Source organism: Nocardia amamiensis (genome assembly GCF_015477605.1).
GTDB classification, from domain to species: Bacteria; Actinomycetota; Actinomycetes; order Mycobacteriales; family Mycobacteriaceae; genus Nocardia; species Nocardia amamiensis_A.
Window position 1 is genome coordinate 51,636 of record NZ_JADLQX010000009.1, and the last position, 12,162, is coordinate 63,797.

At 69.8% G+C, this 12,162-nt stretch carries 11 protein-coding genes; 4 read left to right on the plus strand and 7 right to left on the minus strand.

The genetic code is table 11. The features are described 5' to 3' along the window. Positions 1-2: 2 nt before the first annotated feature. Positions 3-404, minus strand: a complete 402-nt coding sequence (locus IU459_RS14125; RefSeq protein WP_195129971.1) for a Dabb family protein — start codon at positions 402-404, stop codon at positions 3-5. 109 nt (positions 405-513) lie between these two features. Between IU459_RS14125 and IU459_RS14130 the strand changes: the two genes are divergently transcribed. After that, on the plus strand, positions 514-1,143 hold the full coding sequence (locus IU459_RS14130; RefSeq protein WP_195129972.1) for a TetR/AcrR family transcriptional regulator: 630 nt from the start codon (positions 514-516) through the stop codon (positions 1,141-1,143). A 71-nt stretch (positions 1,144-1,214) separates the two neighbouring features. Continuing rightward, a complete protein-coding gene (locus tag IU459_RS14135; protein ID WP_195129973.1) occupies positions 1,215-2,285 on the plus strand; it encodes an amidohydrolase family protein in 1,071 nt (356 codons plus the stop codon). A 40-nt stretch (positions 2,286-2,325) separates the two neighbouring features. Here IU459_RS14135 and IU459_RS14140 read toward each other — a convergent pair whose 3' ends face one another. The 3 genes from IU459_RS14140 to IU459_RS14150 form a co-directional block, all read right to left on the minus strand. After that, positions 2,326-3,126 carry a helical backbone metal receptor gene (locus IU459_RS14140; RefSeq protein ID WP_195130093.1) on the minus strand — a complete coding sequence of 267 codons (801 nt, stop codon included), beginning with the start codon at positions 3,124-3,126 and terminating at the stop codon, positions 2,326-2,328. Positions 3,127-3,414: 288 nt separating this feature from the next. After that, entirely contained in the window at positions 3,415-4,194 is a 780-nt protein-coding gene (locus IU459_RS14145) for an SWIM zinc finger family protein (RefSeq protein WP_195129974.1), read from the minus strand. Beyond that, positions 4,191-7,025 (minus strand): DEAD/DEAH box helicase, encoded by a 2,835-nt coding sequence (locus IU459_RS14150; RefSeq protein ID WP_195129975.1) that lies wholly within the window; start codon positions 7,023-7,025, stop codon positions 4,191-4,193. Before IU459_RS14150 ends, IU459_RS14145 begins: the two co-directional genes overlap by 4 nt. Positions 7,026-7,537: 512 nt before the next feature. Here IU459_RS14150 and IU459_RS14155 point away from each other — a divergent pair. Beyond that, a complete protein-coding gene (locus tag IU459_RS14155; RefSeq protein WP_195129976.1) occupies positions 7,538-7,900 on the plus strand; it encodes a hypothetical protein in 363 nt (120 codons plus the stop codon). A 12-nt stretch (positions 7,901-7,912) separates the two neighbouring features. Here IU459_RS14155 and IU459_RS14160 read toward each other — a convergent pair whose 3' ends face one another. Then, complete coding sequence (locus tag IU459_RS14160; protein WP_195129977.1) at positions 7,913-8,731, minus strand: sulfurtransferase; 819 nt, start codon at positions 8,729-8,731, stop codon at positions 7,913-7,915. A gap of 185 nt (positions 8,732-8,916) precedes the next feature. Here IU459_RS14160 and IU459_RS14165 point away from each other — a divergent pair, with 185 nt between their 5' ends. Beyond that, positions 8,917-10,122, plus strand: coding sequence for a benzoate/H(+) symporter BenE family transporter (locus IU459_RS14165; RefSeq protein WP_195129978.1), 1,206 nt, complete (start codon positions 8,917-8,919; stop codon positions 10,120-10,122). A gap of 256 nt (positions 10,123-10,378) precedes the next feature. On the opposite strand, the gene IU459_RS14170 is transcribed toward IU459_RS14165, so the two are convergent. Both IU459_RS14170 and IU459_RS14175 read right to left on the minus strand, forming a co-directional pair. Continuing rightward, positions 10,379-11,185 carry an SDR family oxidoreductase gene (locus IU459_RS14170; RefSeq protein ID WP_195129979.1) on the minus strand — a complete coding sequence of 269 codons (807 nt, stop codon included), beginning with the start codon at positions 11,183-11,185 and terminating at the stop codon, positions 10,379-10,381. Between the two features lie 377 nt (positions 11,186-11,562). Further along, a complete protein-coding gene (locus IU459_RS14175) occupies positions 11,563-12,054 on the minus strand; it encodes an Lrp/AsnC family transcriptional regulator (protein WP_040774899.1) in 492 nt (163 codons plus the stop codon). Between the last annotated feature and the right edge of the window lie 108 nt (positions 12,055-12,162).

Below are 12,162 nucleotides of genomic sequence, written 5' to 3' on the forward strand. Positions count from 1 at the left end.
CGTCAGAAGATTCGCACCTCCGGGATGGTGTCCATGAGCGCGGCCCACTCCGGGTACTTCGCGAGCTTCGCCTCGTGCAGCGCCATGATCTTCTCGCGCAGCTCGGGATCGGGCTGATCGGAGACGTCGGGACCGATCGCGATCTTCGCGAAGTGCGGGATGATGCGCGGATCGCCTTCCAAGTGGACCGGATCGTGCATATAGCGCTCCAGCGCGGCCAGGTCTTCGATGCCCACGCAGTAGGCGTGGGTCAGGCCCTCCGACGCGTCGCCGAGGTTCTGGCCGACCGTCGAGAACGACACCGACTCCACCGACGCGGTACGCCGCATCGCCGCAAGGACCTCGGCCTTCTGCTCCTCGGTGGTCTCGTGGCGGAAACCGAAGCGCAGCAGGTGAACGATCATGACTCCTCCTCTATTGAACTGATCAGTTCAATCTAGAGAACTTATCCGTAGATCCACAAGATTGAACCAGCGCGTTCATTAAGCCCCTCCGAGGCGATAGCATGCAGGGATGGCCGGAACAACGGCGGCGCGCGGCCGCATCGACAAGCGACAGGCGATCCTGGACGTCGCTTTCACCGTCTTCGCTCGCCGCGGCTACGACAAAGCCTGTGTGCAGGAGATCGCCGACGAGGCGGGCGTCGCCAAACCGACGGTCTACAACCATCTCAACGACAAGCAGACGCTGTTCGAGCACGCCGCGCTCGCCGCGGCCGACGCTGTCGCAGCCCAGACCTTGGCGATCGTCGACGAGTTGCGCGAGCCCGGGGATGATCTGGCCGCAGCGCTGACCGACGCGGCGCACCGGTTGCTCGAGGTCTGCGCGAGTGATCGCGCCCGCGCCTTGCGCGCGCTCACCTATGCCCAGCTGGGGGCGTTTCCCGACCTGGTCGACACTGTTCTCACGCGCACTTCGCGCACGGTCGCCGAGTCGCTGGCCGATCGGCTCGCCCGGCTCGCGCTCGCGGGCAGGCTCCGCGTCACCGACCCGTCGGAGGCCGCTGAGCAATTGCTCGCCCTGCTGACCGCCCCGCTGGAGGCTCGCTCCCGGCTCGGGACGCGCCCGGTCCCCGCCGAGGAACTCGACAGCATCGCCGCGGCCGCGATCCGCACTTTCCTGGCCGCCTACGGGTCCCGCTGATTCCCGGCCCCGACCCGCGGGACGTGTGACAATCGGCCGGGCAGACCTTCAGCGCGGTTGGGACGGCAGACATGGACCTCTCGGGCATTCGGATCATCGACGCACACATCCACCAGTGGGACCCGTTCACCACGCCCAGGGATTTCAGCGGGCTGGCGAAGCTGTTGCGGCGGCTGCCGGTGCCGGTGGACCTGGCCAAGCGCCTCGCACCGCGGCGCGACCGCGAATTCGTCGGCGACCCGGTCGCCTACTTGCGGCCCTACCTACCGTTCGACTACCGCGCCGATGCCGGGAACGCGCCGATCGAGGTGATCGCGCACATCGAGGTCGAATGGTCACAGCCGGGGCCGCTGGGAAAGGCAGGCGAGACCGCCTGGGTGGCGGGCCTGCCACTGGAGGCCGCGCCCCGACTGGGCGCGATCCTCGCGGGTGGCGACCCGGCTGAGCCCGGATTCCCCAAGTTACTGGACGCGCACGCCGCGGCGTCGCCGCTGTTGCGCGGCATCCGGACGATGGTCGCCCACCACCCCGATCCAGGCGTGCGGTCGTTCACCGACACGCCCGGCAAACTCACCAGCAAGGCGTTCCTGGACGGCTTTGCGCACCTCGCCGACCGCGGCCTGTCCTTCGAGGCATGGGTGTACTCGCACGCCATTCCGGATGTCACCGCGCTCGCCGAGCGTTATCCCGAGGTGCCGATCGTGCTGAACCATCTCGGCACGCCCGCGGGGATCTTCGGCGCGGTCGGCAAGCGCACCGGTACCCATCCGGGACTGCGCAGACAACTGCTGGTGCGATGGCGCGACGATCTCAGCGCGCTGGCCGCGCACCCGAACGTTGTCGCGAAGGTCAGCGGGCTGATGATGCCCATTCTCGGCCACCCGGTACCGCCCCGCGGAACGCCGACGCCCGTGCCGCAGTTGCTCGAGCGGGTCGGCCCGCTGGTCGAGCACGCCCTCGATGTCTTCGGCGCCGATCGCCTCATCTGGGGCTCGAACTTCCCCGTGGACAAGCCGATCACCACCATTCCCGGCAGCATCGAGACGATCGCGACCGCGATCACCGGTCACGGCGGCGGACGTCCGGAACTCGAGCAGGTCTTCCGGACCACCGCACAGCGGGTGTACCGGATCGCGGACTGAGCGGGCGCACTCCCTGCGGCACGCACCACATCCGGTTCGACTACGAACTCGGCTGATTCGGCGGCCGCGCACGCCCCAGCGCCGCGGTGAGTTCGCCGCGGGCGGTCGCCAGCGACGGCCCGTACCAGGTGAGGGTGCGGCCCGCGACCAACGCGACCGGAATGTTCGGGAATGCGTCCGGCCCATCGGATTCGGTGAAAACGTAGGGCTCGTCCGGGAGCACCGCGAGGTCGACGCCCTCGGTCAGCTCCGCGTCGGTGAGGCGGGGATAGCGCTCGGGGCGAACGGCGTGCACCAGCCGCAACCCGAGGCGGCGCGCGATATCGCCGGTGAAGGTGTCGCGTCCGACCACCATCCACGGATTGCGCCAAATCGGGATGACCGCGGCGCATTCCAGCTCGGGTGGCGCTGGCGCCCAGGCGGATTCGGCTTCGACCAGCCAGGGCGGGACGCCGACGCCGAGGGCCTGGGTGCAGAGCCGGGCGAGGGAGGCCATGGCGTCGTCGACGGTTTCGATCTGCGTGACCCACACCGGGATTCGCGCCGCGCGAAGCCGCATGACATCGAGGCGGCGGTTCTCCTCCATGTTGCACAGCACGAGGTCTGGGCGGAGTTCGATGATGCGCCGGACGTTCGGGTTCTTGGTGCCGCGGATCCGCTCGACCGCCAAGTCCGCCGGGTGCGTGCACCACTGTGTCGCGGCGACAAGGACTTCCGGGCACGTCATCGCCACCGCCTCGGTCAGCGACGGCACCAGTGAAACCACCCGGCGCGGCGGCGTGCGGACGTCGACGGATGTTCCGAGGTCGTCGCGCGGCAACGCTGCCGGTGGGCTGTTCATTGCCACGCCTGCCAGCCTATAACAGAAGATATGCGCTGGTCGGTGCGCATTTCTTGGAGTCGTCGCACGGCGTCGAGGCTTGGCCGGTCTGAGTTTTGGGGCGTGGCCCCACTGGTTTACGCGTCAAGTATGGCGCAAGGGCAGTGCGAGGGCAGTTCCATACGGAAGGGCCTCGCGGGAGACTGAGAAAGGCACCCGGCGTCGGGAAGTCTCCGGTCCCTTCGATGCGTCGGACTCGATCCCGCCCCGATTATCCGGCGCTCAACCGACAGCCCCGATTCCGGGTGCCTACCAAGCCGTTCGGCCGTCGAATCGGCGATAGAGCGCGGTGAGTTCGCGCAGGCCGGCCGCGGCGGTCGTCTCGTCGGGGGCGGTCATCCGCAGCGCCTTGCGCAGCAGCAGCGGATCCAGATCCTCTGGTGCGGGACGGAATTCGGGGTCCGGCAGGTCCGGCAAGACGATGTGGTCGCCGTACGGGTCATCGGATGCGGCAGGCCGGGCGTCGCGTTCGATGCCGCCGATCAGCGTGTCCAGGTCGAGGCCGCGCAGGGTGAGAATCTCGCGCGGGCGTTCGTCGAGCCGCTCGGCCAGCAGGTAGCACACCGCGGCCACGTGCTTGCACGGCCAGCCCGGATCCGGGCAAGTACAGGTGAAATCCAGATCCGCCGCGGTGGTCGGCAGCAACAGCGGCCCGAGACCGGTCGGCAGCGCTCCCGACGCGATCTCGGCGAGCATGCCCGGCGCGGAACGGATGGTCTCGATCAGCAGTTCGAGCTCGTCCTCGCGCAGGGGACGCACGGTGAACACCGCGGTGAACGGACGCGGTTGGCTGCCTTGCACTTCCGCGGTCACGGCTCCAGGGTCGATCCGGTAGTTCACCACCTGGCCCGACCTGGCGTAATTGCGGCCGCGCGCCAGACGCCCCGGCTCCGCCATCCGCTCGACGGAGTCCACCAAGGCCTTGCCCCACCAAGTGCGCCCGAACGCGCCGCGGCGGCTGCGCGCGGCCACCCCACCGCGCACCGGCAGCTTCTTCCCATACTCGGAGTAGTCGACGAAGGGGCTCATTCGCCCACCGCCGCGGCGCCCAGGGTGAACAAATCGCGCAACTCGTCGGTGCTCAGCTCGGTGATCCAGTTCTCCCCCGCGCCGACGGCCAGATCAGCGAGCTGCCGCTTGCCGGTGATCATCTCATCGATCCGCTCCTCGATGGTGTCCACGCAGACCAGCTTGCGCACCTGGACGTTGCGCCGCTGCCCGATCCGGAACGCGCGGTCGGTGGCCTGGTTCTCCACCGCCGGATTCCACCAGCGGTCCAGATGGACGACGTGATTGGCGGCGGTGAGGTTGAGTCCGGTGCCACCGGCCTTGAGCGACAACAACATCAGCGGCGGTCCGTCCGGCGCCTGGAACCGCGTGACCATGTCGTCGCGCTTCTGCTTCGGCACCCCACCGTGCAGGAACGGGATCTCGGCGCCGAAGCGCTCGATCAGATACGGCGCGACGAGTTCGCCGAACTCACGGAACTGGGTGAACAGCAAGGCTTTCTCGCCGTCGGCCAGCACCGCGTCGAGCACGTCTTCGACGAGGGCGAGCTTGCCGGAACGATGGGCGCCGCGGTGCAGCACACCTGACCCGTCGCCGAGGAAATGCGCGGGATGGTTGCACACCTGCTTGAGCCGGGTGAGCGCGCCGAGGACGGCTCCCTTGCGGGCCATCCCCTCGGCGTCCTCGAGCTTGGCGAGCATGTCGTCGACGACCGCCTGGTAGAGCGCGGCCTGCTCGACGGTGAGATTGGCCCGCACCGTCATCTCCAGTTTGTCCGGCAGATCGCTGATCACCGCGGGGTCGGTCTTCACCCGGCGCAGCACGAACGGCCGGGTGAGCCAGCGCAGGCGGCTTATCGCGTTCTCGTCGCGCTCGCGTTCGATGGGCACCGCGAAGCGCGCGCGGAACGACTGCGGGCTGCCGAGCACCTTCGGCATCGCGAAATCCATGATGGAGCGCAGCTCTTCCAACCGGTTCTCCACCGGAGTTCCGGTGAGCGCCAGCCGATGCCGCGCAGGCAGCGACCGAGCCGCTCGCGCCTGCCGCGTGCCCGCGTTCTTGATGTGCTGCGCCTCGTCCAAGACGACGCGGTCCCACGGTTGCCTGCCGAGTTCCTCGACATCCCGGGCGAGCAGCGCGTAAGTGGTGATCACCAGATCGGCCGCGGCGACCGTCTCGTCGAGTTCGGCGCCCGCCCGACGTCCGGCGCCGTGGTGCACCCAGACTCGGAGGTCGGGCGCGAATCGCTCGGCCTCGCGCTGCCAGTTGCCGACCACGGACATCGGACACACCAGCAAAGTCGGGCCCGGCTGCTCGGTCTCGGCGGGAGCGTCGGCAGCCGTCTCGCGCTCGTGTACCAGCAGGGCGAGCACCTGGACGGTCTTGCCGAGCCCCATGTCGTCGGCGAGAATCGCGCCGCAACCCATCCGGCTCATGGTGGCCAGCCAGGCCAGACCGCGTTCTTGATACGGGCGCAGTTCGGCTTTCAACCCGACGGGCGGCGCGACCGGCGCGGGCGCGTGGGCGCCATCGAGCAGATCCGCCGCCCAGCCCGAGGCCGTGACCTCGGCGATCGGCACCTGCTGCACCCGTGATCCCGCGATCTGGCCGAGCATGTCCGCGAAGGTGACCGGCGAGTCGTCGGTGTGCGCGGCGACATAGCGGGCCGCGGCGGCGAGCACCTTGTGGTCGGCCTGCACCCACTGGCCGCGCAGTTGGACCAGATCGGACTTGCCGCGCACCAGCCTTTCCATCTCGGCCGGGGTCAGCACGATGCCGCCGAGCGCGAGTTCCCAGCGGTAGGAGACCAGGCCGCGCATGCCGACGGTGCTCTCGGCGGCGGGCACCGCGCTGTCCACCCGCAGTCGCATGCTCGGCTCGGCGACGCTCCACGCCCGCGGCAGCAACAGCCGGACGCCTGCGGAGTGCAGGGCGTGCGCGCCGTGCGCGACCAGATCGACCACCACCTCGGTGGGCAGCAGCAGGTCCATGCTGCGTGGATCGCTCGGCAGATCGCGCAGCCTCGGGTAGGCCCGCTGCGCCGCGCCGAGCTTGTCCACCGCGATCCGGACGAGGTTCGGGTCATCGTGCAGTGGAACGGTTTTCGGCGCCTCGCCGGTGACGGCCAGGCAGACCTCCAGCCGCCACAGCGCCACCGTCTCGTCGCCGGCGCCGAATTCGCCATCCGGCTCGAGCAGGCGAAGCACCAGATCGGGCTCGTCGCCGGTCAGGCTGGCGCGCCACCGTTCCAGCACCTCGGCCACCTGATAGCTGCCGTTGTCCAGCGGTGTATCGCCGACCAGGGCAGCCACCAGGGGATGCGGCGTGCCGGGCAGATCGACCAGCGCTCGCGCGATCGGATCGGTGAGTTCGGTGACCATGTCGTCGAGCAGCGCGGCCGGACGCCCGGCTACGCGCAGAGCCTGTGGCATGGCGACGGCCAGTTCGGCCAGCCAGGCGCGTTGCCGCTCCCCGCCGATCAGCCGCCAGCGCACCCACCACTCGCCGTCCTCCCTGCGCAGTTCCGGGACAACCCGCCCGGCGCGCACCCAGCGCTCGACCCCGCGCGCGACGTGCGCGAGAAAGCGCAGATCACCCGCGACGACCTGGTCGGGCAGGCGCTGCCGCAGCACCTGCGCTGCCGCGGCCGGCGTCAGCGCATGTGCCCGGACCTGCTCGGTCTCGCCCGACCCCGCGACCAGAACGCCGGCACGGTGCCGGAACTTCGCGGCACGCAGCACGCTGCCCAGCGGGTCGGGAAGCGCGGCGGCCAGTTCGTGGGGCGGCGCGGCGACCGGCGAGTCGTGCCAGAGCAGCAACCCGCCGCCCGGCGACCACAGACCGTGCAGCATCACCCCATCCAAGCAGGCCGGTCCGACACGTCCACGGCCGCCGCGGGCCGTGCCGGGTAACGGCCGGACCGGGTTCCGATCGGCATATCCGCTGACCGAACGGGCACTGATCAGCGTCGAATGCAGGTGTCGCAGGGTGGCCGCTACAGCGCGGGCGGCGTACACGCCCAGACCTGTTGTCTTCCAATGGAATACGCAGGGTGATCCGCGCGCCACGCTCGAGCAGGGCGCGTTGCGTGGTTCCCGGGTGGCGGCAGGTACCAAACCGCGGACACGCCGACGACCTGCCGCAGCGAGCGAACAACCCAGGTCAGGCGTAGTTTCGAAGGTGCGGCCGGTACCGGGAACGCAGGAACGAGCCGGGCGGGACCGCACGGGCCGGAGGATGCGAAGACTCCGACCCGGCGGAACACACGGGCAGTACCCAACGGACCGGAAAAGGAAGATACTGGATATCCGCTGGTCATCGCGGAGAACCGCAGCTTGGTGTCAAGGGAAGCGGAGGAAGCAGCATGACGATTCTGCTCCAGGTCCTCGAACAGAGCTTCACACCGACGACCGCGTGGGAACGACGGAAGTTCACCTTCGTGCACGCCGACAAGATCGTCGGAATGCGGTGCGACGGACAGTGCGGCGTGTGGCTGGACCTGTCGCGACCTGGTGAATCCCAGCGTCTGGCGCGGACAAGCGACCCACGTGCGGCGGTCACCTTCCTGCTCACCACCTTCGCCAAGATCGCCGAGTGCGAGGAACGCGGCGGATCGTGGGTGATCGGGCACGACGGAACGCACATCGAGTCCATCGCGGCCACCCGTTTCCCGCCTCGGGTGAGCGAGGTCGCCGACGACGATCTCCTGGCGCGCGCCTGGTTGTAGCGGCTGTCGCCGTCAGTTTCCCGTCGCCACCGGCCGTTTCGGATCGTTCGACCACTGCGACCACGACCCGGGGTACAGCGCCGCCTCGACACCCGCCACCGCGAGCGCGGCGATCTGATGCGCCGCCGTCACGCCGGACCCGCAGTACACCGCCACCGGCCCGGAGCCGAATCCGGCGAAGCGGTCGCGCAGTTCGTCCGCGGTCCGGAAGCGGCCATCGGCGTCGAGGTTCTCGGCGGTGGGAGCGCTGAGCGCGCCGGGAATGTGCCCGGCACGGGGATCGATCGGTTCCACCTCACCGCGATAGCGCTCGCCCGCGCGGGCGTCCAGCAGCACGCCCTGCCAGCGTGCCGCGGCATCCGCGTCGATCACCGGCAGCCGGCCGGGACTCAGCTCGACATCGCCCGGCTCGGGGTCCGCTTCGGCGCCGGTCGCGATCGGCCCGCCCGCGCCGGTCCACGCGGGCAGCCCGCCGTCGAGAATGCGCACGTCCGCGACGCCCGCCCAGCGCAGCAGCCACCACGCGCGCGCGGCGGCCATACCGCCGGTGGCGTCGTAGACCACCACCGGATCGCCATCGCACAGCCCCCAGCTGCGCGCGCACTTCTCCAGTTGCGCCGGGTCCGGTAGCGGGTGCCTGCCACGGGCCGGCGACGGCGGCGAGGCAAGTTCGGTTTCCAGATCGACGAACACCGCCCCGGGGATATGGCCGTCGAGATAGTGCTGCGGACCATCCGGGTCGCCAAGCGCCCATCTGACGTCCAGCAGGCGAAGCCGCTTGTCCGCCAAAACTTCCCGAAGCTCCCCTGGTGAGATCAGTACCGCGCTCAACCCAGCTCCTCGTCCTGAATCGCATCCTCGCGCACGACTCCCCCACCCTACGCATCCGGATGGGCGGATGTCGCCATACTCGCGCGTGCCCCAGCGCGTCCCGCCGAGCCAGGCGGCGCGGGTCAGGCCAGTTTCGGGGCACTGGCTGGCGACACGGCTTGGTCACCAGAGGCAATATCCCGCCAATGTCGAACGTTTCCACGGCCCAGGCCACCACCGCGCGCGAACCCGGGCGTTCGAAGACCGGTCTCGTCCAGCCGCTCGGCGCGGGCGCGGTGACGGCGCTGGTGGGTTTCACCAGCTCGTTCGCCGTTCTACTGAGCGGGCTCACCGCAGTGGGGGCCAGTGCGGCACAGGCGGCGTCGGGTCTGCTCGCGGTGTGCGTCACGCAGGCGATCGGCATGATGCTGCTGAGTTACCGGTATCGGATGCCGATCACGCTGGCCTGGTCCACGCCGGGGGCGGCGCTGCTGGCGGGCACGGGGGCCGTGGTGGGCGGGTGGCCCGCGGCGATCGGCGCGTTCGTGGTGACCGGGGTGTTGATCGTGATCACCGGACTGTGGCAGCGGCTCGGCGCACTGGTGGCCGCGATCCCGGTGGATATAGCGCAGGCCATGCTGGCCGGAGTGCTGCTGCCGCTGTGCCTGGCTCCGGTGCGGGCGGCGCAGACCAGCCCGGCGGTGGTGGTTCCGGTGATCTTGGTCTGGCTTGTGCTGCAACGGTATGCCCGGCGCTGGGCTGTGATCGCGGCCTTCGCCACCGCGGCGGCCGGCGCCGCGATCAGCATCGCCGTCCAGCACAAGCCGCTCGACCTCGCCGCTATGGTTCCGTCGTTGGAACTGACTCTGCCGCATTGGAGTTGGCAGGCGCTGATCGGCGTCGCGATCCCGCTCTACGTCGTGACCATGGCGTCGCAGAACATTCCCGGCACCGCGGTGCTGGCCTCGTTCGACTACCGGCTTCCGTGGCGCGCCGCGATGAGCGTCACCGGCCTCGGCACCGTCATCGGGGCGCCCGCCGGTGGGCACGCGATCAATCTCGCCGCGATCAGCGCCGCGCTGTCGGCGGCGCCCGCCGCGCATCCGGACCCGAAGCGACGTTGGATCGCGGCGTTCACCGCGGGCGTGACGTATTTACTGCTCGCGCTGGGCTCCGCCGCTCTGGTGACCCTGGTCGCGGCCGCTCCGGCGGGCACGCTGGAGACCGTCGCCGGCCTGGCCCTGATCGGAACACTCGCCGCGGCGCTCAGCGCCGCACTGAGCGCAGGCGAACACCGAGAAGCCGGAGTAGTCACCTTCGTGATCGCCGCGTCCGGCGTCGGCTTCGCTGGAATCGGCGCGGCGTTCTGGGCCTTGCTCGCCGGTCTGGTGGTGCGCAAAGTGCTGCGCTAGACGCCGAACGCCGCGCCCGAAGCACCGCCAGCCCGGACCTGTCGACAGCACATACCGCGCTAGGTGCGGCGTTCCGGCGAGCACCGGAAAGCCGGAGCCGTCACCGTCGTCCGTGCGGGCAATGCATTGGCTTCGCCGGGAGCGGCACTGCGTTGTGGTGCATTCCTCGCCCGGTGCTGGGCGAAGTGCGGCGTTGGATGCACATCTGATGCCGGAGAATCGAGTGCCCGGCCCTCGACGGCCCCGGTGGACCCCGCTACGGCTGGAGGGCGGCTTGGAATCGGCGCATGCCGTCGATCCAGCGGTCGTAGTCGGAGCCCTTGTGCCGGTACATCTTCAGCACCTCGGGATGCGGGAGGATCAGGAAGTGCTCGTCGGCGACGCCGGTGAGGACGATGTCGGCGACATCGTCCGGGGACAGCACCGCGCCCGAGCTGGTGACGGCTTTCATCGCGAGCTCGGCCGCGGCGGCGTGTTCCGGTGGCACGAGTCCGCCGTGCAGCAACTGGGTGTCCACGCCCATCGGGCACACGCAGCTGACCCGGACCCCTCGGTCGCCGTAGGTGACCGACAGCCACTCGGCGAAACCGACGGCCGCGTGCTTGGACACCGCGTAGGGCGCCGAACCGAGCTGGGTGAGCAGGCCCGCCGCCGACGCCGTGCTCACGAAGTAACCGCCGCCGCGCTCCAGCCAGCCGGGCACCAGCAGCCGTGCGGCACGGACATGGGCCAGCACGTTGACCTCGAGCGCGGCCGCCCACTGCTGATCGGTGCTGTCCAGACCCGCGCCGCCGCCGATCCCCGCGTTCGCGAAATAGAAATCCACCGGTCCGAACTCGGCCTCGGCACGCTCGATCAGCCTGCGGATCACCGCCTCGTCGGCCACGTCGCCACCGACCGCGACCGCGTCCGCGCCGAGCGATTCCGCGACCCCCGCCACGCTCACCCCGTCGAGGTCCGCGAGCACCACCCGCGCCCCACCCGCGACGAGCCGACTGGCCAACGCCGCCCCGATCCCAGCACCCGCCCCTGTGACGATGGCAACTTTGCCCACAATCTCCATCCCCTCACCCTAGGCGGCTGCCACACCCCTGTCCGCCCGACGCGAACTACGGACCGGCTACCTCCGACCTCACCCGATACGCGGCCACCTGATCCATCACTCCGCCCGACGCAGGGCGGCTGTAGAGCGACTGCATCCGCCGCCTGACGCTGCCGCCCAAGCGTCCCGCTAAACCCGACGCAGCACGGGGACCGGCCGAGTCCGACCACGCCCATCACGCGACCCCGGAGCCTCGACTCGCCTGGCCGCGAGCCACAGATCGACTACATCGAACGGCAGCCATACGCCGCCGGCTCAGCCGTCGCGTTCCACCGTGCGCGGCTTCCCGTCGTCGCTCATATGGCCACCTCGAACGTCGCACTCGATGTCGAGAACATTCAGCTCGAATTCGCCAGGCGATCCAACAGCGGCGCGGTACGCGGGCCGACCAGCTCGCGCATCACCAGCGCCATGTTGGTCCGCTCGACGCCGGGGATCTTGAGGATCTGCCCCGCGATGCGATACAGGTCATCGGCGTCCTGCGCGACCACCCGCACCGTGAGGTCGGTGAGCCCCGTCATGCCGCACACCTCGGTCACCTCGGGTACCTCGGCGAGTTCGTCGACCACCGAATCCAACCGGTGCTGATCCACGACGACCGCGACGAACGCCGCGAGCGGATAACCGAGCGCGCGCGGCTCCACGCGGCGCTCGAAGCTGCCGAGGACGCCACCTGCCTCCCAGCGGGACAGCCGAGCCTGCACGGTATTGCGGGACAGGCCGAGCCGGGCGGCCAGCTCGACGCCCGTCGCCCTGGGATTGGCGACCAGCTCCAGCAACAGCCTGGCGTCGGTGGCGTCCAGGGTCACGCCGACGTTTTCTCTGGTCATACAACGCAGTATGACACCAATCGAGGGGGAAGAATTGAGCATTCTGCCCATTCGTCTGTCAAGCACTTGCGCAGTTCGCGTTCTGGGGGATGCTGTGAGATAGAACAC

Coding starts and splice junctions, on each gene's coding strand:
- IU459_RS14125 (WP_195129971.1), bottom strand. CDS start 404: ATGATCGTTCACCTGCTGCGCTTCGGTTTCCGCCACGAGACCACCGAG.
- IU459_RS14130 (WP_195129972.1), top strand. CDS start 514: ATGGCCGGAACAACGGCGGCGCGCGGCCGCATCGACAAGCGACAGGCG.
- IU459_RS14135 (WP_195129973.1), top strand. CDS start 1,215: ATGGACCTCTCGGGCATTCGGATCATCGACGCACACATCCACCAGTGG.
- IU459_RS14140 (WP_195130093.1), bottom strand. CDS start 3,126: ATGAACAGCCCACCGGCAGCGTTGCCGCGCGACGACCTCGGAACATCC.
- IU459_RS14145 (WP_195129974.1), bottom strand. CDS start 4,194: ATGAGCCCCTTCGTCGACTACTCCGAGTATGGGAAGAAGCTGCCGGTG.
- IU459_RS14150 (WP_195129975.1), bottom strand. CDS start 7,025: ATGCTGCACGGTCTGTGGTCGCCGGGCGGCGGGTTGCTGCTCTGGCAC.
- IU459_RS14155 (WP_195129976.1), top strand. CDS start 7,538: ATGACGATTCTGCTCCAGGTCCTCGAACAGAGCTTCACACCGACGACC.
- IU459_RS14165 (WP_195129978.1), top strand. CDS start 8,917: ATGTCGAACGTTTCCACGGCCCAGGCCACCACCGCGCGCGAACCCGGG.
- IU459_RS14170 (WP_195129979.1), bottom strand. CDS start 11,185: ATGGAGATTGTGGGCAAAGTTGCCATCGTCACAGGGGCGGGTGCTGGG.
- IU459_RS14175 (WP_040774899.1), bottom strand. CDS start 12,054: ATGACCAGAGAAAACGTCGGCGTGACCCTGGACGCCACCGACGCCAGG.